Origin of the sequence: Pseudomonas sp. DR48 (assembly GCF_019823085.1) — a bacterium.
Taxonomy (GTDB): Bacteria; Pseudomonadota; Gammaproteobacteria; order Pseudomonadales; family Pseudomonadaceae; genus Aquipseudomonas.
Genome location: NZ_CP081946.1, coordinates 1,785,153 through 1,808,174 on the forward strand (window position 1 = coordinate 1,785,153; position 23,022 = coordinate 1,808,174).

Annotated in this window: 20 protein-coding genes; all 20 read right to left on the reverse strand. The window is 60.1% G+C overall.

What is annotated here, in order from left to right:
* Positions 1 to 4: 4 nt before the first annotated feature.
* Entirely contained in the window at positions 5 to 1,021 is a 1,017-nt protein-coding gene (locus K5K95_RS08230; RefSeq protein ID WP_222589041.1) for a serine/threonine-protein kinase, read from the reverse strand.
* On the reverse strand, positions 1,018 to 1,746 hold the full coding sequence (locus tag K5K95_RS08235; RefSeq protein ID WP_222589042.1) for a PP2C family protein-serine/threonine phosphatase: 729 nt from the start codon (positions 1,744 to 1,746) through the stop codon (positions 1,018 to 1,020). The genes K5K95_RS08230 and K5K95_RS08235 overlap by 4 nt, the downstream gene beginning before the upstream one ends.
* A complete protein-coding gene (tssM, locus tag K5K95_RS08240; protein WP_222589043.1) occupies positions 1,746 to 5,285 on the reverse strand; it encodes a type VI secretion system membrane subunit TssM in 3,540 nt (1,179 codons plus the stop codon). Before tssM ends, K5K95_RS08235 begins: the two co-directional genes overlap by 1 nt.
* A gap of 13 nt (positions 5,286 to 5,298) precedes the next feature.
* Positions 5,299 to 6,174 (reverse strand): type IVB secretion system protein IcmH/DotU, encoded by an 876-nt coding sequence (gene icmH, locus K5K95_RS08245; protein WP_208670851.1) that lies wholly within the window; start codon positions 6,172 to 6,174, stop codon positions 5,299 to 5,301.
* Positions 6,175 to 6,179: 5 nt separating this feature from the next.
* Positions 6,180 to 7,511, reverse strand: coding sequence for a type VI secretion system baseplate subunit TssK (tssK, locus tag K5K95_RS08250; RefSeq protein WP_222589044.1), 1,332 nt, complete (start codon positions 7,509 to 7,511; stop codon positions 6,180 to 6,182).
* 2 nt (positions 7,512 to 7,513) lie between these two features.
* Positions 7,514 to 8,014 carry a type VI secretion system lipoprotein TssJ gene (tssJ, locus tag K5K95_RS08255; protein WP_090177940.1) on the reverse strand — a complete coding sequence of 167 codons (501 nt, stop codon included), beginning with the start codon at positions 8,012 to 8,014 and terminating at the stop codon, positions 7,514 to 7,516.
* A 5-nt stretch (positions 8,015 to 8,019) separates the two neighbouring features.
* On the reverse strand, positions 8,020 to 9,216 hold the full coding sequence (tagH, locus tag K5K95_RS08260) for a type VI secretion system-associated FHA domain protein TagH (protein ID WP_090177936.1): 1,197 nt from the start codon (positions 9,214 to 9,216) through the stop codon (positions 8,020 to 8,022).
* Positions 9,217 to 9,233: 17 nt separating this feature from the next.
* Positions 9,234 to 9,374 carry a hypothetical protein gene (locus K5K95_RS08265; RefSeq protein WP_007894589.1) on the reverse strand — a complete coding sequence of 47 codons (141 nt, stop codon included), beginning with the start codon at positions 9,372 to 9,374 and terminating at the stop codon, positions 9,234 to 9,236.
* A gap of 93 nt (positions 9,375 to 9,467) precedes the next feature.
* Positions 9,468 to 10,985 (reverse strand): sigma-54 interaction domain-containing protein, encoded by a 1,518-nt coding sequence (locus tag K5K95_RS08270; RefSeq protein WP_222589045.1) that lies wholly within the window; start codon positions 10,983 to 10,985, stop codon positions 9,468 to 9,470.
* Between the two features lie 10 nt (positions 10,986 to 10,995).
* Entirely contained in the window at positions 10,996 to 13,644 is a 2,649-nt protein-coding gene (gene tssH, locus K5K95_RS08275; protein WP_222589046.1) for a type VI secretion system ATPase TssH, read from the reverse strand.
* Positions 13,645 to 13,657: 13 nt separating this feature from the next.
* A complete protein-coding gene (gene tssG, locus K5K95_RS08280; RefSeq protein ID WP_222589047.1) occupies positions 13,658 to 14,665 on the reverse strand; it encodes a type VI secretion system baseplate subunit TssG in 1,008 nt (335 codons plus the stop codon).
* Entirely contained in the window at positions 14,629 to 16,416 is a 1,788-nt protein-coding gene (tssF, locus tag K5K95_RS08285) for a type VI secretion system baseplate subunit TssF (RefSeq protein ID WP_222589048.1), read from the reverse strand. Before tssF ends, tssG begins: the two co-directional genes overlap by 37 nt.
* 24 nt (positions 16,417 to 16,440) lie before the next feature.
* The gene (locus K5K95_RS08290) at positions 16,441 to 16,908 is read right to left on the reverse strand and encodes a hypothetical protein (RefSeq protein ID WP_261398140.1); all 468 of its coding nucleotides are present in this window, start codon (positions 16,906 to 16,908) and stop codon (positions 16,441 to 16,443) included.
* Positions 16,895 to 17,188, reverse strand: coding sequence for a hypothetical protein (locus tag K5K95_RS08295; RefSeq protein ID WP_222589049.1), 294 nt, complete (start codon positions 17,186 to 17,188; stop codon positions 16,895 to 16,897). The genes K5K95_RS08290 and K5K95_RS08295 overlap by 14 nt, the downstream gene beginning before the upstream one ends.
* Entirely contained in the window at positions 17,189 to 18,094 is a 906-nt protein-coding gene (locus K5K95_RS08300) for an alpha/beta hydrolase (protein WP_222589050.1), read from the reverse strand.
* A gap of 3 nt (positions 18,095 to 18,097) precedes the next feature.
* On the reverse strand, positions 18,098 to 18,604 hold the full coding sequence (locus K5K95_RS08305; protein ID WP_222589051.1) for a PAAR domain-containing protein: 507 nt from the start codon (positions 18,602 to 18,604) through the stop codon (positions 18,098 to 18,100).
* Between the two features lie 10 nt (positions 18,605 to 18,614).
* Entirely contained in the window at positions 18,615 to 19,022 is a 408-nt protein-coding gene (tssE, locus tag K5K95_RS08310; RefSeq protein WP_090177913.1) for a type VI secretion system baseplate subunit TssE, read from the reverse strand.
* Positions 19,023 to 19,036: 14 nt separating this feature from the next.
* Positions 19,037 to 20,512 (reverse strand): type VI secretion system contractile sheath large subunit, encoded by a 1,476-nt coding sequence (gene tssC, locus K5K95_RS08315; RefSeq protein WP_222589052.1) that lies wholly within the window; start codon positions 20,510 to 20,512, stop codon positions 19,037 to 19,039.
* Between the two features lie 28 nt (positions 20,513 to 20,540).
* Positions 20,541 to 21,044: a type VI secretion system contractile sheath small subunit gene (tssB, locus tag K5K95_RS08320; protein WP_222589053.1), complete on the reverse strand. Its 504-nt coding sequence runs from the start codon at positions 21,042 to 21,044 to the stop codon at positions 20,541 to 20,543.
* A 32-nt stretch (positions 21,045 to 21,076) separates the two neighbouring features.
* Complete coding sequence (tssA, locus tag K5K95_RS08325; protein WP_222589054.1) at positions 21,077 to 22,633, reverse strand: type VI secretion system protein TssA; 1,557 nt, start codon at positions 22,631 to 22,633, stop codon at positions 21,077 to 21,079.
* Positions 22,634 to 23,022: the final 389 nt, after the last annotated feature.

A 23,022-nucleotide genomic window follows, 5' to 3' on the forward strand; every position in this document is an offset into this window, starting at 1 on the left:
TCCGTTACGCCCGCAGTCGAAGGCGTTGCAGCAAAGACGAAGTGGCGCCCATGGCGTCACGCAATTGAGCGGCGGTGATGGTGCGCTTGGCCGCATCGAAAGCCAGCGCCGTTCGCAGGGCTGGCCAGCAGTGTTTCGGAAGATTGCGCGGTGCGTGCAGCTCGCGGTCGAGTTGACCGTCGCGGGCCTCGACCGACGACATGCGGCGGAATGGGTGTTTGCCACCCGCCAGTTCGTAAAGCACGCAGGCCACGCCATACACGTCAGCGCTGGCCGACAGCGGTTGGCCTTCGAGCAGTTCCGGGGCGGCGTAGCCCGGGGTCCAGGCGTTGAAACGGTCGCGGCTCAGGTGTGGCAGGCCGGGCAGGATGCCCTCTTCGGCCTGGCCCAGGCCAAAGTCGAACAGGCGCACGCCTTCTTCGCTGAGCATCACGTTGCTCGGCTTCATGTCACCGTGCAGCACACCGCGAGCGTGGGCGTAGGCCAGCGCGTCGAGCAGCGGCAGCGCGATGTCGCGCAGTTCTTTCCACGGCAGGCCCAAGGGCCGCTCGCAGAGGAGTTTGTCCAGGGTCAGCCCACGCATGAGTTCCATGGTGATGAAGGCGCGCTGGCAATCGGTGTCCACTTCAAAGCTGTGCAAGCGCAGCACGTTGTCGTGGCGCAGGCGCCGGATCAGGGCGAACTCGCTGTAGAGCAAGGCGCTGGCATCCGGCGATTCGGCAAATTCTTCGCTGAGGATTTTCAGCGCGATGTAAGGGTCGGGATCGCCGAACTGTTCGCTCAGCAAGTCCCGTGCGCGGTAAACCGCACCCATGCCACCAGCACCGAGCAGACGCTCGATGCGGTAACGGCCCGCAAGCACGTCGGGCATTTCGCCGATGCTGGCCTTGGTTGGCGCCAGCGCGGGTTCGGCCTTGTGCGGCTTGTCGTTCAGAGACTTGGCGAACGCAAAGTAAGTCAGGTTACTGTCTTGCTCTTCGCTCACCAGCAGGTCGTCGAGCGGCGGCATGAGTTCAGTCATTGGCGGATCACCACGGCAGTCAGGTTGTCCCGCGCCGAGCCGCGTAGAGCGCCGTCAAACAGACGCTCCAGCGCAACGTGTGGCGCGGTCAGGCTCAGGGCGTTGCCCAGGGCATCGCTGCTGAGCCCTTGGTACAAACCGTCGCTGCACAACAGGAACGTATCGCCGGGATAAACCTCGAGTTCGAGCACGTCCAGCGTCAACACATCAGCCGCGCCGACCGCACGGGTCAGCGCATGGGCGGAAGGATGCGCACGGGCGTCTTCGAGGCTCATCTGTTGCTCGTCCATGAGTTGCTGTTGCAGCGAATGGTCCTTGGACAGCTGATACAAACGCTGGCCGCGCCACAGGTAGCAACGGCTGTCGCCGGCCCAGATACAGGCCGCGCGATTGCCTTCCACCAACAGCGCCACCACGGTGCTGCCCATGATGCTGTCGTGGCGCCCGGCGGTGACGGTCAACTCCTGACCCAAACGGCGGTTGAGCCAGTGCAGGCACTGGCGAATGCCTTTGAGTCGTTCGTCGAAGCCGTCCTGCACCGGCAATTCCGCCAGGCTGGCGACGATCAACTGGCTGGCGATGTCGCCCCCCTGATGACCGCCCATGCCGTCCGCGACCACCCACAGCCCCTGCTGTGGACAGTCGAGAAAAGCATCTTCGTTGCGCGCCCGAACCTTGCCGGCATCGGTACGCGCAGCGCTGCGCCAAGGACTGGCAACCAGCATCAGAGCTGCACCGGCATACGGAAGGTACGCAGCACGCCCATGTCGAACGGGTTCGGCGTGCGTTGGCTGCTGAGCAGGTAGTTGGCGCGCAGGCCGCCCACGTCCGCCTTGAGCACCATCACGTCGCGACCGTTCAGATACTCGGTCTGCATCAGATCGAACAAGCGGAACAGCGACCAAGGGCCGGAGTTCTTCTCGATGCCGATCGGGCGGCCGGCCATTTTGTCGAGGACCAGGCTGGTGCGACCGTCTTCAGCGTCGGTCGGCCATTTGAACGATACCGGCACGATCGGGCCGTGGCGGTATTCGATGGTCTTGTCGCCAAACTTGAACTCGGAGCGGCTGACAGCGGGGTCGAGGGTGTACGGCTCCAGTTTGAACTGCACTTGCGGCTCGGCCGGGTTGGCCGAGAAGAAGCTCTGGCGAATCACTTGGGCCGCGGCCATCTGGTCGAGGTAGACCTTGGAGATCGGCATGCTGTGACCGTCAATGCTGCGCAGGCGGTAGTTGCCCGGATCGCCACTGACGAACGGACGCATGTAGGTCTCGAAGAAGCGATCGTTGATGCCCTGCGCCTTGAAGAACTCGCGGAAGTCGCTGATCGCAACATCGCTGGTGCTGTGGGCGCTGAACGGATAACGCTTGTTGATCGCCTTGCCGTAGAAACTGTACAGCTCGCTCTGGTAACGCTGGTTCAGGTACTGGTAGGAATCGTTGAGCACCAGACGCCAGGTGTCTTCAGCCAGCACGTTGAACCAGACGCTGACCGGACGCGGCAGACGGTTCGACGCATTGCGCAAGTTGCTCAGCGCATCACGCTGGCCGCTCATGCGGGTCTTGGCCATTTCGAACGCGGCCTGATCCGGCGAGCTGGCACGCGCCAGGCTCGCCAGTTGCAGTTGCAGGTCGTTGAGCGCTGCGAGTGCCGGGGTCAAATCAGCGGCCGGGCCGTTGTTGTCATCCAGCAAACGGTGCAGCGGTTCGAAGCGACGTTGCAGGGATTTCTTCGCGGTGTCTGGCAGGTTTTTGATCGCCGCCATTTCCGAGGCTTGGCCCGCAGCGGCAGACGCCAGTTTGCCCAGCTTGCCCAACTTGCCTTTCTGCCCTGCCAGCGCTTCAGCGGCATCAGCCGCTTGATCAACCGGTTCGGCCTCTGCCGGGAAACGGGTGTTCTCGCGCACTTCCACCAGCAGTTGCAGCACCGGGGAATTGGCTGAGGTCAGGCCCGCCAATTGCTCGGCGCCCTCGCCCGCGTCGTTGATCGGTGGCAAGGCCACCTGGCCGACCGCTTCACTCCAGAAGTTGGCGTAGTCGCGGAAGTACAGTTGCTCGAGTTCGACCATCAAGCGACGCAAGTCCATGCCGCTGATGCCCGAGCCTTCGCCCAGTACCCAGTTGTCGCGCAGGATGTCACTGACCAGCGCACTGCCCTGGATCGAGAAATACTGCTGGTAACCCTGTTGGGTGTAGAAGCCCGGGATCACATAATCGGTGCCGACAAACAGCGAGGCCTGTGGGCCGATGTGTTGGCTCAAACGGTATTCCGGCAGATTACGGGCCTGCTCGCGCAGCATCCGGTAAACCACATTGGCCAGCGACTCGCTGCGCAGCACCTGACGTGCTTGGGCCACCAGTTGATCGTTCAGCGGGTAGATAAACGGCTGCTTCAACAAGCGTTCGAAGTGCGTGTTCAAACCGTTCTGCACCGCGGTGTTGCCGGCGTAACGCTGGGACCACTCGGTGGCGACCCAATCCTTGAGCCATGGACCGTCGCGGCGATCCTTCATGTTCAGCATCAGGTACGCACGCAGGCTGTTGAGCAGGCGTTCGCGGTCATTCATGTTGGCGCGGATCTGCCCTTCCAGCAGCGTTGCGACCTTCGGCAGCAGTTGCGCTTCAAGCTCTCGCTCGTAGGCGTCCTTGACCACCGGATTGACCTCTTCGCCCTGATACAAACCACCGCGCTCGTGATACGACACGTCACCCTTGTTCGGGAAAACCTGGGTCGCCGCGTAGCTGCTGTCGAGGGGTTTGAGCACCGCCATGGAGTCATCACGCGCAGTCAGCGCCGAACGTTGTTGATTCCAGTTGGAGGCCAGGTTGCGCAGGTTTTCCAGACGCTCGTAGTTGGCGGAGAACCCGCCCGCCCACAACATGCCGAACAGCGCCAATGCCGCCAGCGCGCCCACGTACAGCGCACGTTGGCCCCAATGGATGCGGCTGCGTTCGCGCTTGTCCAGACCGGCCAGATCGGCCTCGGGGAAAATCACTCGGCTGAGCAAATGGTGAATGAATCGCGAACGGCCGCTGCGCAAGGTCGGCAGCACGCCGGCGTTCATGCCCAGGCTGGCGCCGATGCCAGCGGTGGTCTGGTCCATTTCCTGGTTCAGGTGCGGTGCGCTGGTCAGGTAGAAACCGCGCAACTGGCTGACACGCTGGTAGCGGTTGCCGGTGAACGCCATGTCGACGAACAGGCACAGGCGCTCGCCGATCTGCCCCAATTGATGCGGGAAGTCGAGGATGCGGCCACGGCGCTGGGTATCGCGCTCCTGGTGCATGCGCATGATCACCTGACTGTTCAAGCGACGCAGCAGCTCTTCGAATTCGGTGCGCAGAACGGCGACATCGGTGCCGCTCTGCTCTTTGCGGAAGCTTGTGCCGAGCACCTGATCGCTTTCTTCGCGGGTCAGCTGATCGAAGAACTCGTCGAAACCGAGCAGCTTGTCAGCCTTGCTCAACACCAGGTAAACCGGCACATCGACGTGCAGTTTCTGATGCACGTCCTGCAAGCGAGCACGCACCTGGCGCGCCAATGTGTCCAGATCCTGCTCGGTGTTGCCCAGCAGCATTTCCACCGGGATGGTCACCAGCACGCCGTTCAATGGACGGTTGCGGCGACGCTTGCGCAGCAAGTCGAGCAACGTGCTCCAGGCACTGCCATCGACTTCGGAATCCGGCTGGGTCAGGTAGCGCCCAGCGGTGTCGATCAGCACACCGTGATCGGCGAAATACCAGTCGCAATGCCGGGTGCCGAGGGTGTCGCGGGTCAGTTTGCGGTCGATCTTGTTGATCGGAAACTCAAGGCCCGAGAAGTCCAGCAAACTGGTCTTGCCGCTGCCCTGTGGGCCGATCAGCAAGTACCACGGCAGGTCACTGCGCCAGCGCTCGCTGCGACCGCGATAGAGGCTCGAAGTCTTCAGGGTCTTCAACGCATCCTTGAAGCGCACGCGAAGCTCTTTCTGCTCCTCGTCGATCAGTTCTTCACGGCGGATGCGGTCCCGACCATCTTCGGTGTCTTCGATAGCTTTTTTACGCACGCCAGCGCGCCAGCTGACGAAGACCATAGTCAGGCCCCAGATCAGGAACAGCACACTGATGGTCAGCAGGCGGGAGGTCGAACCTTCCCAGAACTTGTAGTCATCAACGGCCAGCAGCGGCCCGACGAACCACACCAGCAGCGCCAGAAACAGCACCACCAGCAAGGTCCAGACCCAGGTCTTGCGCAAGAATGCGCCGACTTTCTTGAAAAACTTTTTCATCACACGTCCCTGTTTACGGCTGCGACTGCGGCTGGACCGCGGCCGGATCTAGCTGCTGAAAAGGTTGCAGAACGGTTTCGCGTTGTTCGCCCAACACCCAGGCGAAACCCGAATACATCACCACCAGGCAGACCACGGTGAACAGCACCACCATCCACGCCGGCACAATACGCACCAGGCTGCGGCGCTGATCGTTCAAGCCTTCCCAATGCGGCGAAAGCTCGCGCGGCACGTCGCCACGCAGCTGACGAATCTGGCGATACAAGGCGTCGCGGATGCCTTCGAGTTCGAGCATGCCGCGGGCTTGCACGCGGTACTTGCCTTCGAAACCGAGGGACAGGCACAGGTACATCAGCTCCAGCATCGGCAGGTGCTTGACCGGGTTTTTCGACAGGCGATCCAGCAGCTGGAAAAACTTCTCGCCGCCGAAGGTTTCGTTGTGGAAGCTGCTGAGCAGGCTCATCTGCGACCACTCGCTTTCGTTGCCCCACGGCGTGGTCACGACAGCTTCGTCGACCACGGTGCAGAGCACGTAACGCGCGGCCATCACCTGGCTGCTTTCAGCGCCGTTGTGCAGGGCGCGTACTTCAAACAGCTTCAGCCCGGAAGTCAGTCGCTCGTTGAGCGCGTACATGTCTTCGCGGGTGTCGCTGTGCTTGAGCCGTACCACTTCCGACAACAGGTCCGAGGCGGCGGCCACCAGCGAATTGAGGCTGATGTTGAACGCTTCGGCCGGGCGCAGGCGCGCGGCGTAGATCATCCGTTCTTCGAGCTGTTCGAAACGCGGCGGTGCGGCGAAATCTGTCAGCGGACTCTGCGCCGGGCCGTGGCCCTGGCGGTCGAGCAGGACGGTTTTGTCGTCCTGGTTATGTTCCATGTCCTTGATCATGTCGGTCAGTTCCTGATGGCCCAGAATTTCAGTTCAAGCTCGGCAAATTCGCCGGACACATGGAACGCGAAGCCGCCGGAGCGCTCCAGTTGTGCCAGGTCTTCGGAACTGAGTTCGAGAATGAAATAGGTTTTGTTGGAGTGGAACGCGATCTGCCGCGGGGCCACCGGCAACGGTTTGACCTTGATGCCCGGCAGGTGCAGGTTGACCAGTTGGCGGATGCGCTCCACCGGGCCGACCTTGAGGTGCGCCGGCAAGCGGTGGCGCAGTTCTTCGGAGTCGCAGTTGGCACTGGCGGCGAGCACGAACGAGGCCGAACCCAGCAGTTTGTGGTCGTGCAACGGCGAAACGATGATCCCGTACTGGCGCGCTTGCAGGACCAGTTCGATGGCGTGCTGTTCGAGCACCATCGACAGCACCTGACGAATCGCTTCCATCAGTTTGCGGAAACTCGCGCCCTGGTCGCTGTGCTGGTAACGGCTGTCCAGGCGCGGGCGTTTGGTGTCGCTGGAGAACGTCGCCAAGTCGCCCAGCATGGTCAGCAGCGTGCGGTACAACTCTTCCGGGTGAACCTGTTCCAGACCGAGGTAGTGACGCAGCAGCATTTCGGTACGGTTGATCAGTTGCAGCATCATGAAGTCGCCGACTTCGGCGCCACCGACCTTGCCGTTGGAACGAATCCGTTCGGCAATGGTGTCGCCACGGTGGCCGAGCATGCTGATCACTTCTTTCAGGCACGACAGCAGGTAGCTGGAGGCATGCGCCTGAATGTAGGTCGGCACAAAATCCGGGTCGAGGCTGATCACGCCATCGGGCGTGGTGTCGAGCACTTCGCAGACCTTGAGTTTCACGTAGGCCTGATCGCTTTGCTGTTCGCCGAGCAACAATTTGAAGTCCGGGCGACCGCAGCTGACCTGGCTGGCGGAATCGTCGCCGGCATTGGAGTCCGCGACTTCCACTTCATAAGCGGTGTAGCGCGCCAGCACATCGGATTGCTCCGGGCGACGGGCTTCGATGTGGTTGCCGGTGACCAGTGGCAGCGCCAGGTAAATCGGCGTGTTACCGGTGTTCGGCGGCACATCCAGCGCCAGCGGCTCGGTGTTGCCGCCGAGTTCGAACAGGCTGCCGTCCGGCAGAATCCCCGAGGCCTGGCTGATCACCAGTTTGCCCATGTTGAGGAACTGCAAATCGATTTCCAGATTGAGGAAGCCCCAGGTGTAGCTGCCCAGCAACCGGGTAAGGGTCTTCATCTGGTGTTCGTAATAGCGGTCGTTATGCTGGAAGTGCTGCGGACGCAGCAGCATGCCTTCCTGCCAAATGACTTTATGGGAATTCATGATCAGTCATCCGCCTTGGCGAGCTTTTCGTTGCTGTTGCGGATGCCGGCCTGGTCGAGGGTCAAATCAGCGTCGGTGACTTCCACCGGAGTGACTTGCACCGTGTAGCGCCATTTGGTTTCCGGCAGGTCGCGGTAGGCGGCGAGAATGCCGACGTAGCGACTGCCCTCCTCCACGCTGAGTTTCATTTCCACGGTTTCACCCGGGCGCAGTTCGATTTCTTCGCTGGCCACCAGGTCCGGGGCCAGGGATTCCTTGGCGCGCTCGTACAGGCTGAAGAAATCGGCGTTCTCGAAGGTCACCGGGTGCTTGAGCTCGAACAGACGCACGACGATCGGCGACGGACGCCCGTTGAGGTCCGGGTTCAACTGATCGCTGGCGGTGAGCTTCAGATTGAGCTTGGTGACGTGGGAGTACGGCGACAGCGACGAGCAGCCGGCCAGCAGCACCAGGGCCGCGAACGCCGTCAGCGTCTTGAAAAAAGCGGTCGAGCAGCGAGACATGCGCATCATCCTTGGTGGTCGGTGTGAAGGGTGGAAATCAGGCGGATCTGTTCTTCGTAAGCCTGAGCAAAGTCGCGGGCCAGCAGGCGCTCGCTCCAGTCATCGTCCTGACGCAGGGCCTGGTGATAACGACCGTAGGCTCTCCAGCGGCTGCCGGAGGTGGCCAGCAACGGCTTGTTGTCGCGCTCGAAACGCAAGGTCAATTGCTGTGGCGAGAAGTGTTCCAGCGTGCCGCGAACGGCGGCGCGGCTGGCAGTCAGCAACGCCACCTGATGCGCCTGCAAATCGCGGAACGCCCGGGAGATCGCTTGCTCGGCCGGCAACTGCCCCGGCTTGTTCGGCTGCAACAAGATGCCCAGCGCTTCACCGGCATCGACGGCGAATTTCAACGGGTTCTTTTGCGTGCCTTGCACGGTGGTCTGGGCCAGGCGCAGTTCGTTTTTCAGTTCGCTGCGGGTGCGCAGGCTCTGCTGCAAACCGCCGACGCTTTGCTTGAGCAAACGAGCAGCGTTTAGCGCCAGTGCTTCGCGAGCATCGTGGTCGAGGCCCTTGAGGTCCACGCCCAGCGCCGCGCCGAAGTGCTCCCAGAAACCTTCGCTCTGACGCTCGACCGGTTTCGGCGGCGGCGCGGGGGCTGGCTCGGCCGGGGCGTTGATCAGCTCCGGGACCAGCAGGCTTTCCATGTCGATGCGTGCATAGTCGGCGCGCTGACGGGTGTCCTGTGGCGCGTTGTTTGGAGAGATCAGCTCGTCGATTTCCGAATACACGCGCTCTTGCTGATCGAGGGCGTTCAGCGGATCGAGATCGAGGAACGCGTCGTCCGGAATGATGCTGCCCGCCGCTTGCGGACGGCCGACTTCCACATCGAAGGTCGCCGGGTCGCGCACCAGCCGCGCACGGATCTCGAAATCACCCAGCACGTAGACGCTGCCGTGTTCGATGCGCATCGCTTCGCCCTTGCGCAGGCGTGCGCCGCTTTCGCTGTCCGAAATACCGTTGCTGCTGGTATCGGTCAGGAAAAACGTGCCTTCGCGGTAGCTGATCAACGCGTGGTGGTTGGACAGGTGACGCTTGCGGTCGGGAATGATCCAGTCGCAATCCTCGCCCCGGCCGATCACGCCACCGGCCTGCTTGAAGGTCTTCTGGCACAAATCCGTGGGCACGAACTGCTTGGTGTTGAGCATTTCGAAAACCAGTTCCATGGTGATACTCCTTGCGGTCACTTGCCGCGATTGACCGCCTGCGGATCACCCAATGGGCGATAGGTGTTGTCGTTGTATTTGTAATTGCCGCTACAGCCGCCGAGGCCGCATAGAACGACGAGGGTCAGCAGGACGGCTTGCCAGTGACGAACAGGCATCAGAGGGTCTCCAGGGATAGACAAAGCACAAAGCGCCGACCCGTTTGGGCGGCGCTGTTAAAAGCGGTTGAGGTGAAATCGACGGTCATTTGCCTACCCATCGAAGTCGCCCAGGTTGATATTCAAGCGGCCGAGGCGGTACAGCAGCGTGCGGCGCGGCAGCCCGAGTTCGCGGGCGGCGAGGGTCTGGTTGCCGTCGTTTTTGCGCAGGCAATCGAGCAGCAGACTGCGCTCGACCTGCTCCAGGCGTTCGCGCAGGTTGAGGCTGTTGTCTTCCGGCATGGCTTCCATGCGCAGGGAGAAATGCTCGGCCAGCAACTCGCCGCCCTCGCACAGCAGAACCGCACGCTCGACCAGGCCTTTGAGTTCGCGCACGTTGCCGGGAAAGGCGTAACCGGACAGGTGATCCAGCGCCGCATCGGACCAACGCACCGCGTCGCGCTGCAAAAACGAGCACGCCTTGTCGGCGAAATGCCGGGCCAGATCGAGGATGTCGCCTTCGCGCTGACGCAAGGCCGGCAACTCGATCGGGAATTGCGCGAGGCGGTAGTACAAGTCCTCGCGGAACTTGCCTTCGCTGACCAGCACCGACAAATCCCGGTGAGTCGCGGCGATGATGCGCACGTCGATCTTGTGCGTGTCGTTGGAACCCAGCGGGCGGATCTCGCCTTCCTGCAACACGCGCAACAACTTGGCTTGCAGCGACAACGGCATGTCGCCGATTTCATCGAGCAACAAAGTGCCGCCATTGGCCGCATCGAACAGCCCGGCCCGGTCGCGGTCAGCGCCGGTGAAGGCGCCTTTGCGGTACCCGAACAGCTCGCTTTCCAGCAGGTTCTCCGGGAACGCCGCGCAGTTCTGCACGATGAACGCCTGGGAACGGCGCGGGCCGCAGTCGTGAATGGCGCGCGCGACCACTTCCTTGCCAGTGCCGGTCTCGCCGCGCAGCAGCACGGTGTACGGGCTGTGCAGGACTTTGCTGATCAGCGAGTAAGTCTCGCGCATGGCCTTGCTCTTGCCGATCAAGCCGTAACCACTGGCGTTCGGAACGCTGGCCTTCACCGGTCGAGACTCCCCAGTCGGCTGACGCAAACGCTGCAGCAAATGCAGTTGACCAAGCACGAACGAGCCCAGTTGCCCGAGGGAATCGGCGAAGCCTTGCAGGTCGATGTGCCGGCGACTGGCGCACAGCAGCAAGCCTTCGACGGCCTTCTGCTGATTGACCATTGGCACGCACAGCAGCGACTGCCAAGGCGTGGCCTGAGGCGGTAGAAAACTGGTTTCGTGCAGGCTGCCGCTCAGTTCGCTGAGGCTCACCACGCGGTTCTGACACAGGGCGAACTGCAGCAGTTGCTCACCGTTGTAATCCGCCGGCAGGCTCGCCGCTTCCCGGGGTTGCAGGATGCCGTTCAGGCACTCGGCGTTCATCCCCAGGCACGTGTGAGTCGCGTCCAGCAGGTACAACTGCGTCAACTCGCAGCCGCTGAGTTCGGCCAACCCGCGCACGAAGTCACCCAGCAGCGCAGCACCGTCCGCCGCCCGCGACAGGCTGGCGAATTGCGCCAGCAAGGCTTCGGCATAAACCAGCGGCTGGGGCACTTGAGTGAACATCACACCCACCTCAGGCGAACTCGCAATTCACGCTGGCGTTACCGTCGAGCGTCGCGTGGACACGCTTGAGGCTTTCACCGGTGGCCATCGCATCGAGCAAGCGGTCGGCCACCAGCGGCAGGACGTGCAGGTCGAGCAAATGGTCGATCAGGCGCGCGCCGCTGTCGCTTTGGGTGCAGCGTTCGGCCAGGTGATCGACGAGGTCTTGCGAGTAAGTGAAGTCCAGCTGACGACGGTTCAGGCGTTCGCCCAGACGACCGAGTTTGATTTCGATCAGCTCGCGCAGCACCGGGCCGCCGACCGGGTAGTAAGGCACCACGCGCATCCGCGCCAGCAACGCTGGTTTGAAGTGCTTGCTGAGGACCGGGCGGATGGTTTCTTCGAGGATTTCGGCCGATGGACGTGCGCCGTTTTCACAGAGTTCGCTGATGCGGTCGCTGCCCAGGTTCGAGGTCATCAGGATCAGCGTGTTGCGGAAATCGATCTCGCGCCCTTCGCCGTCGTTGGCCACACCTTTGTCGAAGATTTGGTAGAACAGGTTGAGTACGTCCGGGTCAGCCTTTTCCACTTCATCGAGCAGGACCACGGAGTACGGCTTCTGGCGCACGGCCTCGGTGAGCATGCCGCCCTCGCCGTAACCGACATAGCCTGGCGGCGCACCGATCAGGCGCGAGACCGTGTGCTTCTCCTGGAACTCGGACATGTTGATGGTGGTGATGAAACGATCACCGCCGTACAGCAAGTCGGCCAGGGCCAGTGCGGTTTCGGTCTTGCCGACGCCGCTCGGGCCGACCAGCAGGAACACGCCGACCGGTGCATCCGGTTTGTTCAGGCCGGCAGCGGTGGCGCGCATCGAGCGGTCCAGGGCGTGAACGGCTTGTTCCTGACCACGGATGCGCGTACGCAGGTCGGTGGCGAAACTGGCGACTTTGGCGTTGTGTTCACGGGCCAGTTGTGCCAGCGGCACGCCGGTCCAGGCGCTGATCACCTCGGCGACCAGACGCGGGCAGACTTCGAAGCTCACCAGACGCTCTTTGACTTGCAGCTCGGTCAGGGCTTTGTGAGTTTCGTTGAGCGCCGCTTCCAGGGTTTCGACACTCTGCGCTTCGTCTACGGGCAGCGTTTCGATCACGGTGCCTTCGGCGTCTTCCTCAACTGTGAGGGTTGGCGGGGCGGCAGCCACTTCGCGAGCCTTGGCCAGTTGCTGACGCAGGTCCAGCAGGCGCTCGGCCAATGCTTTCTGTTCGGTCCACAGGGCTTCCAGCGCGGCCCTTTCATCTTCGGCGGCGGCCAGGCGATCTTCCAAGGCGCTCAGCGCTTCGTGATCGATCAGCAAACCAGCTTCGGCATCCCGGCGCAGAGCCTGGCGCTGACGACCACCTTCGGCCAGTTCACCGCGCAGGCGTTCCAGGCTTTCCGGGGCGGCGGCGAGGCTGATGCGGACGCGGGCGCAGGCCGTGTCGAGCACGTCGACAGCCTTGTCCGGCAGCTGGCGACCAGCAAGGTAACGCGCAGACAACTCAGCCGCCGCCACCACGGCGTCATCGCGCAGGTAAATGCCGTGGCTCTTCTCGTAAACCTGAGCCAGGCCACGGAGGATGGTCACTGCTTCGCTGACGGTTGGTTCGTGCAGTTGCACCGGTTGGAAACGACGGGCCAGGGCCGGGTCTTTTTCGAAGTATTTTTTGTACTCGGCCCAGGTGGTGGCGGCGATGGTGCGCAGCTCGCCACGGGCCAGGGCGGGTTTGAGCAGGTTGGCCGCGTCGGAACCTCCGGCATTGCCGCCTGCGCCGATCAATGTGTGAGCTTCGTCGATGAACAGAATGATCGGTTTCGGCGAGGCTTTGACCTCATCGATCACGCCTTTGAGACGACGTTCGAATTCACCTTTGACGCTGGCACCGGCCTGCAACAGGCCCATGTCCAGGGACAACAACTCGACGCCTTTCAACACGAGCGGCACTTCACCAGCAGCAATGCGCGAGGCCAGGCCTTCGACGATGGCGGTTTTGCCGACACCGGCTTCACCGACCACAATCGGGTTGTTCTTGCGGCGACGGGCGAGGATGTCGACCATCTGCCGGATTGCGCCATCGCGGCACAGCACCGGGTCGAGTTTGCCGTCGCGGGCCTGTTGGGTGAGGTTGTGGGTGAAGCGCTCCAGCAGCGACTCGCCCTGCACGCCCGGTTTGCCGGTGGCCGGTTGTTCTTTCTGCGACAGGGCAAATTCTTTCAGGCGCTCGATGTTCAGCTTGGCCAGCAACGACTGGTAGCGGCTGCCGGCGTAACGCATCGGATTGCGCAGCAGCGCGAGGATCAACGCGGCTTGCTCGACCTGGCTCTGGCCCAGTTCCAGGTTAGCCACCAGCAACGCATCTTGCAGCCACTGCACCAGTTCCGGGGCGAACACCGGGTTGCGCGAAGCGCTGTGCTCGACCCGCGATTGCAACGCGGCGCTCAGTTCACCGGCATCCACTTCGGCATCTTGCAGCGCGCGTGCGAGCAAGCCTTGCGGGCGCTCCAGCAGGCCGAGCAGCAAGTCTTCGACAAGGATCTTGCTGCCGCCACGGGCGACGCAGCGCTCGGCAGAACTTTCCAGATCACGACGGGTTTCGGCGTCCAGCGCCTGGATAAGTTGTTGCAGGTCTACGTTGATCATTGGTCATCTGTCCTTAATGAATTTTGCTGCCCAGGGTTACTACGCCGTCCGCTTTTTCGCGGCCCAGCCAACTGGTCCATCCCAGGCGACAGGCGTTCTGCTCACCGATGCGCAGTTCGCGGATTTCTTCCTGGCGCAACACCAGGCGAATGTCGTAATCGAGCGGGTCACGCAGGGTGAACCGCACCAGCGCGCACAACGGCTGGTAGCCGAAACCGATCGGCAGGAATTCGTGGAAGCGTTGCCAGTCGAGTTCGCGGATGTGGATGCGGAATTTGCCGCTGCGGTCGCGCACGTGTTCACCCAGCACCAGGTCTTCGCCGAGCAGACTGTTGGCGCGCCCCAAACGATTGCGCTGCTCGTCGAGAATCTCCACGCGACGCTCGATGCACTGCTCGATGGTCAGTTCGGCGTGCTTGAAGTAGTAACGCAGTACCGCTTCGATCAACGCCGCCGAGTGCGCGCGCAAGCTGAGCAGGCCGAGGTACGGCAGCAGGCGTTTCCAATTCAGTTCCTGAGCCTTGCGGATCTCTTCGCCGCCCAGGCCGATCAACGCAAACAGCTGCGCCGAGAACGGGTCGAGGGCGCCACTTTCGAAACTGGCGCGGTAGCGGTACTTGCGCCAGATCGGCAGCATCAGCCGTTGCAGACGATGGTGAAACAGGTCGAGAAAGTTGCGGGTCGGGTTGCCGTCTTCGCTGTCGCCCAGGGCCTGTTCGCCATAGAACGCTGGCAGCGGCGAGCCAGAACCGACCAGGCCGATCAGGTTGAATCGCAGGCGCGCACGCATCTGCCCGTGCTCGTGAAAAAACTCCACGCGATCGACGTCGCTGCCCGGGAAGCCCAGGCTCGGGTTGGCCTGGAATTCCAGCTGATCGTACAAATCGTCCTGGCTCAGGTGCGGGTGGGCCTCGCGCAGCCGGTCAACCACCAGCAGCACGGCCTGAAACAGCGAGTACTCGCGTATTCCTCGGGTCAGTCCGCTTAAAGAAGCGGCTGAAGGCCCATACGTGGTGTCCATTGGTACACCTCTCCCTGTGTGCTTTTTACCCGCAGCTCGTGGTAAGAATTGAGACTGGCGTAAAGCGCGAAAAACTCGTTAAGAACCGAGGCAAAAACGAACAGGTCGCCCTCGCCGATATACCCTTCCGGGTCGATGGTCAGCTCGGTGCGCAACCCGCGAACCGGCAACCCTCGGTGCAACCGATCAACGTGCTGGTGCTTGATCGACTTGAGCCCGCCCAGCAAACGCTTACTGACTTTTTCCGCGTGTTGGTCGTAGTAGCGCGGCAGGTCGTAGGTTTCGAGAATCACCTTCAACGCATTGACGTCGGCCAGGGACAGGTAGTTGAGCGACATGTTGCTGATCAGCTTCCAGAGGAAGTCACGGTTCAGCGGCGGCGCATAACTTGGAGTGGCCGGGGTGATGTTGCGGAAACTCAGAAACTCCGGCGTGTCTTCGCACGCCTGGCTGATGTCGCCGAGCTTGAGTTTTTTGGGCAGGTTCTGGTTGGTGCACATCAGCTCGATCGACAGGGTTTCGTGGGCTTCGGTGTGGCGGATGCCGAAGCTCAGGTAGGTGTCGAGGCCGTTGTGCAACGAAGACGAACGCTGGCGGATGCTGTAATGCGGACGGCTGTTGGGCACGTCGAAACTCGGATCGTGCTCGAAGGATTCGAACGGCACGTATTCCTGGTAACCGAGGCCGCCGGGCTTCCAGCCGGTGACGGTTTCCACCGAGAACACGCCGCAGTTCTGCAGATCGAATTCGGCGGGCAACAGCAGGTATTCGTCTTGCTTGCCGTCGAGGCGGATCGGCAGTGCATCGTGCTTGAACAGGTTGACGATGGGCGTGCAGTAGAGCTTCACGTTGTCCAGCGTCGGACGCATACGCAGGATGCCGCTCTTGCGAATATCGAAACGCAATTCGAGGCCGCGCACCTGCTTGAGCGTGTCTTCCGGCAGCGCCTTGAGCAGGTCCAGGCCGTTGATATCGACGAACAGGAATTTGTCCTGGAAGGCGAAGTATTCCTGCAGGTAGCGATAGCCACGGAAGGTGTTCAGCGGATAGGGAATCAACGCTTCTTCTTCGGCAAAACCCACCGGCTGCACACGGTCGCCGGGCATCTTGAACGCCATCGGCGTGCCGTTGACGCCGTTGATGGGTTTGCCGGCGCCATCCAGCGGGATCAGTTCGATGCCTTCCAGATTGCGCAACAGGCTCAGGTAGAGCATCTGGCTGATGTAGCGCTCACCGGCGAAGTGCAGACGTAAACGGCTCAGTTCCAGTTCGCCGAGGTGACCGTCAGCACTCATCTCCAGACGCAGGCTCAACAACGAACCGTCGCCCTTCACCGAGTAATTCAGCGCGGCCAGATCCAGCGGCAACACTTCGGTCGGGTAGCAGGTGCGAAAGCGGCAACGCACGTCATCGATCGGCACGCTCTCAACTGGAGTGTCGCGCTCGACCATCAACGCAGGACCCGAACGCTTCAGCGGGTCGAACTGCAAAATGCTGAATGCCGGCAGCGGCCGCATGTAGTTGGGCCACAGCAGATGCATCAACGAATGGCTGAGCTCCGGCAACTCGTCGTCGAGCTTCTGGCGCAGGCGCCCGGTCAGGAATGCAAAACCTTCCAGCAACCGCTCCACGTCCGGATCCCGCCCGGCCTGACCCAGGAAAGGCGCCAACGCCGGACTACGCTCGGCGAATCGGCGACCTAACTGGCGAAGTGCGGTGAGTTCGCTTTGGTAGTAGTGGTTAAAGGACACGGGGTACCTTCCTGGTAGTGGAACTCATGAAAAAAACGTCCTGTAGAGCGCGACTGTCAGACCGGCAACTACGTAACCGGCGATGAGCAGGTACGGTAAAAAAGCCAGCCAGCCAAACATCATCGGGAACCCGGCAAGGCTCCCCAAAAGCACATGGGCCAACCCATAAATCACCCACGGAGCGGCGTAAAAAGGGATGAACGTCAGCGGTGCGCGCCACACGCTTTTCAAAATTTGCTGTTCGGTTTTTCCGTTCAGTGCTCGCGTTGCCCACAGGGCAAAGGCGATGTAGGCCGGGATGCCGAATGTGAGGACGTAGATCAACAGCATTTGTTGCAAGTCCAGAATCGCTGCGTGTCCATTGCCCTGCTCGACCAGTATCAGAGCCAACAGCACCAGGAGCGGAGACCAGAGCGCTACTCTGAAAAAATTTGGATTAGGGCAGCCTTCACTTTTCCGAATGCCCTGCGCCGAATCGTTAGTAAATTTCACTGAACACCCAGTGATTAAAACTGTAAAGAGCAACAACACCCACAACAGTGGACGCCAATAACAAAAAACCATCGCGAGAGTTTTTATATTTAAAAAATCTTGTTAACGCTTTTACAAAATAATAAAAAGAGAGCGCCATCATCGGAATATAAAGAGCCAGACAAAAAACAAACAAGCTCCCATAAACATCAAATCCGTCTATTGACCATTGGGTTTTCGGGTCAGTGCACGACATCAGCAGCAATACCGCAGCCACAAAAAAATAAAAATAACGAAGCATCTAGCGTAGCCCCTTTGAATAGAGAAGCTTGGCGAGCTCTCGACGCCTTGCTTTTCCTTCTGCACTGTCGCCGGAATAGTAAAAGTGCCCTTCCGCCGTTGGCATCTGCCTACCAAGTTCAAGAGCCGAGTCGACAAGTTCCTTATCAGTCATGCCCGCATAGATAGGGTCGCCCTTATCCTTCAAGTCGATAATTATTGCGCTACCGATGTTTGGATGATTACTAACAGCTTCTTTCAAACTTTTATTGATCGGAGCACCAATGAGGACAAGGTGGTCTATTTTGGTGCCCGAACGGGCATAGTGCATAGCAGTACGGGCCGCGACTACGCTGCCCCAAGAGTAACCTACTATATTGAATTGCCCGATCTTTGGAATTGGCTTGGTGATTTCCAATGCGCTCAACGGAAACTCCGTTGTTTTGATTTTTGAAATATCCCGCCCTATCTTGATCGCCAACATATCGCTTGTCGGGGTACATTCCACTACGCTATTGCTTTTGATAGTGATCAAACCATAGATATACTTTTTCTCTATGTATTCGCCGCCATATTTGCACTTCTGAATTTCGCCATACTCAAATACGACTGGATCACTTTCGTCTTGGTTGTAGAGCACCACAGACGCAGCATCACTAAGCATGTCGACCAGATCGGGCACATGCTTATCCCATCCAGTTATTAGAGATGAGTAGTTCCCATAAACGGCATTTAAAATTTCAGCCTCTTTGAACGCAGCCACCATATCTGCGTTATAAGCACCAATCATCCCGGCGCCGCCCAAAAATACTGTCAGCCCTTGTTCAACAACAATCGGTTTAGGCGTCAGATCCTTAGTCGGTGTACTTTGCATCGCAGCGACTTTTGTAAAAGCACCACTTGAAGTATTGATGACATCGGCGCCCATCTATCAATCTCCTTTTGCAACATAGATTTCAACTTGCTCTGCACTTTCGTGACGAGCTAGTCGGTGAGTGAAACCTTTTTCATTAGTAACACCCTCTTCCTGCGTACCGTCTTGGCGAACGAGCAGATATCTACGATTGGCAATGGGCATACCAGCTTCATCTGTCAAAGCAAACTGCTCATCAAATCCAGGAAAAATCAAAGGCAACGGCGCCACAAACGGCGCCGGCGAATGCGAATTCCCGATAATCACCGTCCCGGAACCCGCCGTAACCTTGTTGCCATGAGTACCAACCGAATCCACCGTTGCCGCCGGTTTGCCGTTGATCAAAACCGTCGTCGCCAACCCGCCCGACATCGCACCACCACACGCCGAGGCATCGCCTTGACGGGCGGCCGCGAGGCCGTCGAAGAAGACGTCGCCGGAACCGGCGGCGATCGGGTTGGTGCCGTGGCCGGGGAGCGGGCAAGCGGTGGGGTCGGATACGCGGGCTGCGGGTTTGCCGGACATACGAATCTCCTTAGTTGACCTTTACTTGACCGCTGCCATCCAGGCGCGCGGCGAAACTGACCTGACGCTTGAAACCATCAACTTCCAGCAAACCTTCGATGCTGAAGGACAGGCGAAGCTGATCGTGATCACGCGGCAGGGAGATGACATGCACATTACTCAAGCGTGGCTCGTAGGCTTCGATGAAATTTTCGATGGCCAGACGGGCCTGACTCAGGGAGTCGTGCAGGCTCAGACGCATGTCATTGAGATCGGGTAGCCCGTAGTCGGACAGCGTTTGCACGCTGCCCGCACGGGTGCTGAGCATCTTGGCCAGATGGGCAGCCACGGACGCCATGGCGGAGACCTCACGGCTCCAGCCGACGCGTTTTTCCGCGTCGCCACCCAGGCGTTCGAAAAGGCTGCCGTATCCAGTCATGACTCAGGCTCCTCTTACTCTTTGTCCAGCTTGCCAACCAGCGACAGGGTGAAATCAGCACCCATGTACTTGAAGTGCGGGCGCACGTTCAGGCTGACGCGGTACCAGCCAGGCTCGCCTTCGACATCGCTGACGATGATCTGGGCAGCGCGCAGTGGACGACGGCCACGGACTTCGGCGCTTGGGTTTTCCTGGTCGGCCACGTACTGGCGGATCCACTTGTTCAGTTCCAGCTCGAGGTCGGTACGTTCTTTCCACGAACCGAGTTGCTCGCGCTGCAGCACTTTCAAGTAGTGAGCCAGGCGGTTGACGATCATCATGTATGGCAGTTGCGTGCCGAGCTTGTAGTTCAGCTCTGCGGCCTTGCCTTCTGCGCTGATACCGAAGAACTTCGGCTTCTGCACCGAGCTCGCGGAGAAGAACGCCGCGTTGTCGGAGCCTTTGCGCATGGTCAGGGAAATGAAGCCTTCCTCGGCCAGTTCGTATTCACGACGGTCGCTGACCAGAACCTCGGTAGGGATCTTGGTTTCGATTTCGCCCATGCTTTCGAAGTGGTGCAACGGCAGATCTTCAACCGCGCCACCGCTCTGCGGGCCGATGATGTTCGGGCACCAGCGGAATTTGGCGAAGCTGTCGGTCAGCTTGGTGCCGAACGCGTAGGCCGTGTTGCCCCACAGGTAGTGCTCGTGGCTGTTGGCGACGGTTTCTTTGTACACGAACGATTTGACCGGGTTTTCTTCCGGGTCGTACGGGTTGCGCAGCAGGAAACGCGGCACGGTCAGGCCAACGTAACGGGAGTCTTCCGACTGGCGGAAAGTCTGCCATTTAGCGAACTGCGGGCCTTCGAAGTGATCTTTCAGATCCTTCAGGTCTGGCAGGCCGGTGAAGCTTTCCAGGCCGAAGAACTTCGGACCGGCAGCCGCGATGAACGGCGCGTGAGACATGCAGGCGACGCTGGACACGTACTGCATCAGTTTCACGTCCGGCGAGCTTGGGGACATGAAGTAGTTGGCGATGATCGCGCCCACAGGCTGACCACCGAACTGACCGTATTCAGCGGTGTAGATGTGCTTGTACAGGCCCGACTGCATCACTTCCGGCGAATCTTCGAAGTCGTCCAACAGATCGTCTTTGGAGACGTTGAGGATTTCGATCTTGATGTTTTCGCGGAAGTTGGTGCGATCGACCAGCAACTGCAGGCCGCGCCACGACGATTCCAGGGACTGGAAGTCCGGGTGGTGAAGGATTTCGTCCATCTGGCGGCTGAGCTTGGCATCGATCTCGGCGATCATGCGATCAACCATTGCCTTCTTGACCGGCTCACCGTTGTTCTGCGGCTTGAGCAGCTCTTCGATGAAGGCCGACACACCGCGCTTGGCGATGTCGTAGGCTTCGTCGTCCGGCGTCAGGCGGGTTTCGGCGATGATGCTGTCGAGAATGCTGTATTCGCCGTTCTCTTTGCTCTTTTGCTGTGCTGCGCTAGTGCTCATGGTGTTGGCTTCCTTGGCTGATAGAGACTCAGGCGTCCTGGGCTGCGGCGTTCAGGCCCAGCTCACCCAGTACGCGACCGCGGGATTCGTCGTCGGCGAGAACGCCTTCGATGGCTTTGCGGAACGCAGGCGCGTTACCCAACGGGCCTTTGAGGGCCACCAGCGCGTCGCGCAGTTCCATCAGTTTTTTCAGCTCAGGCACTTGCTCGACCAGGCTGGCCGGGTTGAAGTCCTTCATCGAGTTGACGCGCAGTTGCACGCCCAGCTCTTCAGTGCTGCCCTCTTCCTGAAGACGGTTAGGCACGCTCAACGTCAGGCTCAGCTCTTGCTTGGCCAGCACTTCGTCGAAGGTCGTCTTGTCGATGCTGATCGGCTTGCGATCTTCGACTTTGCGTTCGTCCTTGCGGTGGGTGTAGTCACCGATTGCCAGTAGTTTCAACGGCAGTTCGATCTCTTCCTGTGCACCACCGGTGGCAGGTTTGAACGTGACGTTGATGCGTTCCTTGGGGGCTACCGAGCCTTCTTTGGCCATGGCTTTTCTCCTTGCGGTTGTGGCCCGGGGGCCTATTCGAGTACCACTTCGAGATCGAGGTGGCACAGCCTGCGATAAATCTCTTCCTTGCGTTCACGTACGGCGTGGTTCTGCGGCAACAACTCGCAGCAGCTATGCAGTAAATGCAGCACTTCCAGCGCAAGATCGGGCTCCCAGGCGTTCAGGCCTGAGTCCTGTAATGTTTGGTCGAGGGTTTCGAGTTGGGTCTTGGCCAGTTCGTATTTCTTGGCCATGAAGCACAGTCGCGCGAGGGCGAACTGCCAGAAAAACCGTACGCGTCCGCCGTGGGCACTCTGCAGGCCCTGCTTGAGGATCTGCACGGCGGCCTTGAGGCCGTCCTTGCGCAAAATCGGCAGAACTTCTTCCAGGGCCACTTCCCAAGCCGGCTGGGAGTCGGCGACCTCGACCTTGCGGGGCGCAGTGGCGCTTTGCAGGTGTGGCATGACGTGGGCGCTGATCCAGGCGCGGGTGGCCGGATCAGCGAATGGTGCGCCGTCATGGAAACGTAATTCGATGATGCCGGGCAGGCGCTGAATCAACAGCGCGAAGTGGATTTCCACTTCGCGCATGGCCAATTCGGCGTTCAAGCCCTGCAGGCATTCCCAGACGATGCGCTGGCCATCAAACCAGAACGGCGCCTTCGCCAGGCTCGCCTCCAGTTCCACCAACAGGTCGGCGTACTTGGCCTGGTCGTAACGATCCTGATAAGACTTGAGCTTGTCCGCGGGCAAGCCGCGCAGAACGGTGATTTGTTCGGCGTTGCGCTCGGGAACCGCATCAATCGGCAGCCACAGGAGCGTGCGATTGAGGCGCAGGGCGCGCAGGTCGGTGGCTTTCTGCTTGAGCCACCAGGCACATAACGGCCGCGCGCTTTCCTGTTGGGCGCGCAGGGCTTTGTGGGCTTCTTTTTCGTTATCGATCGGTGCGCCAGGGGTGAACAACTGCGTGGCGGCTTGCTTGACCTGGGCGACTGCGGCGCCGACCACACCGGGTTCCGGCTGGTTGTCAGCAGCGCGTTGCACCATGTTTTTCAGGCGGCGAGAGATCGGCAGCAGCAGTGGCGCATCGTCACCCAAGTGCTCGGTGCAGGCGGCGTCGAGGCCTTCAAGGTGTTCGACCAGGCGCCGGAACATCGGCAACTGCTCTTTGATCGCGATGTTTTCGGTCAACACCTGCTCAAGACGCGGCACCAGCCAACTGATCGCAGCGGAGCGGGTGCGAGCCTTGTTCGGGTGGACTTCGGCCCAGTGGCTTTCGCACAGGTAATGCAACAAACCAAGGCCCGCCAGCAGTCCTTGAAAGGATTCGCGCTGGTACAACGCCCAAGTCAGCCAGGCACCGACCCGCAAGTCCTTGGACTGGGTACGCAGCAGGCTTTCGCTGTTTTCACGGATTTTCAGCCAGTCAATCTGACCGCTTTCATGCATCGAGGAGGCTTTGCCCAGCTCGCTTTCCAATGCCTCATATTCGCTCGAAAAACGAACGTCCTCGCCCGCGAAATTCTCTTTGGAAACAGAGGCTTTTGCGAGATCAAGGTAATGAGCAGAAAGTTTGCTTGAGTAGGACATCCATGGCCTTTATTTAGGATTACGGTCATACGCCCCCATGAAGATTTCAAGGGGCCAGGACAGTATCAAAGAGCTACGATGAGTCTCATCCAATTGAGTTCGTGCTCTTTCAAGTGCGCGCATCGTAATCACTATGATGGCCACTAGCAAGCATCCGATTAAACAACAAGACGAAGTGATCTTTATTGCACGTAGGAGATCTCCCTATATGTGTAAGGGGATTCCCTGGTGTCGCATTAATATTCATCTCATCATCAGATCTCCCTGAAACCATTGACGCAGAGCGGTTTGTCTAATCTGTCACGGATATCGGGTTCCATACCCCCCCGCGATAGGTGCGCAGCATGCCAATAATTACCAAGGAAGAATGTAGGAAACCTCCGAAAATG

What these genes read in the sequence shown, in the direction of transcription:
- K5K95_RS08230 (WP_222589041.1), bottom strand. Translation starts at nt 1,021, where the DNA reads ATGACTGAACTCATGCCGCCGCTCGACGACCTGCTGGTGAGCGAAGAG.
- K5K95_RS08235 (WP_222589042.1), bottom strand. Translation starts at nt 1,746, where the DNA reads ATGCTGGTTGCCAGTCCTTGGCGCAGCGCTGCGCGTACCGATGCCGGC.
- tssM (WP_222589043.1), bottom strand. Translation starts at nt 5,285, where the DNA reads ATGAAAAAGTTTTTCAAGAAAGTCGGCGCATTCTTGCGCAAGACCTGG.
- icmH (WP_208670851.1), bottom strand. Translation starts at nt 6,174, where the DNA reads ATGATCAAGGACATGGAACATAACCAGGACGACAAAACCGTCCTGCTC.
- tssK (WP_222589044.1), bottom strand. Translation starts at nt 7,511, where the DNA reads ATGAATTCCCATAAAGTCATTTGGCAGGAAGGCATGCTGCTGCGTCCG.
- tssJ (WP_090177940.1), bottom strand. Translation starts at nt 8,014, where the DNA reads ATGTCTCGCTGCTCGACCGCTTTTTTCAAGACGCTGACGGCGTTCGCG.
- tagH (WP_090177936.1), bottom strand. Translation starts at nt 9,216, where the DNA reads ATGGAACTGGTTTTCGAAATGCTCAACACCAAGCAGTTCGTGCCCACG.
- K5K95_RS08265 (WP_007894589.1), bottom strand. Translation starts at nt 9,374, where the DNA reads ATGCCTGTTCGTCACTGGCAAGCCGTCCTGCTGACCCTCGTCGTTCTA.
- K5K95_RS08270 (WP_222589045.1), bottom strand. Translation starts at nt 10,985, where the DNA reads ATGTTCACTCAAGTGCCCCAGCCGCTGGTTTATGCCGAAGCCTTGCTG.
- tssH (WP_222589046.1), bottom strand. Translation starts at nt 13,644, where the DNA reads ATGATCAACGTAGACCTGCAACAACTTATCCAGGCGCTGGACGCCGAA.
- tssG (WP_222589047.1), bottom strand. Translation starts at nt 14,665, where the DNA reads ATGGACACCACGTATGGGCCTTCAGCCGCTTCTTTAAGCGGACTGACC.
- K5K95_RS08295 (WP_222589049.1), bottom strand. Translation starts at nt 17,188, where the DNA reads ATGCTTCGTTATTTTTATTTTTTTGTGGCTGCGGTATTGCTGCTGATG.
- K5K95_RS08300 (WP_222589050.1), bottom strand. Translation starts at nt 18,094, where the DNA reads ATGGGCGCCGATGTCATCAATACTTCAAGTGGTGCTTTTACAAAAGTC.
- K5K95_RS08305 (WP_222589051.1), bottom strand. Translation starts at nt 18,604, where the DNA reads ATGTCCGGCAAACCCGCAGCCCGCGTATCCGACCCCACCGCTTGCCCG.
- tssE (WP_090177913.1), bottom strand. Translation starts at nt 19,022, where the DNA reads ATGACTGGATACGGCAGCCTTTTCGAACGCCTGGGTGGCGACGCGGAA.
- tssC (WP_222589052.1), bottom strand. Translation starts at nt 20,512, where the DNA reads ATGAGCACTAGCGCAGCACAGCAAAAGAGCAAAGAGAACGGCGAATAC.
- tssB (WP_222589053.1), bottom strand. Translation starts at nt 21,044, where the DNA reads ATGGCCAAAGAAGGCTCGGTAGCCCCCAAGGAACGCATCAACGTCACG.
- tssA (WP_222589054.1), bottom strand. Translation starts at nt 22,633, where the DNA reads ATGTCCTACTCAAGCAAACTTTCTGCTCATTACCTTGATCTCGCAAAA.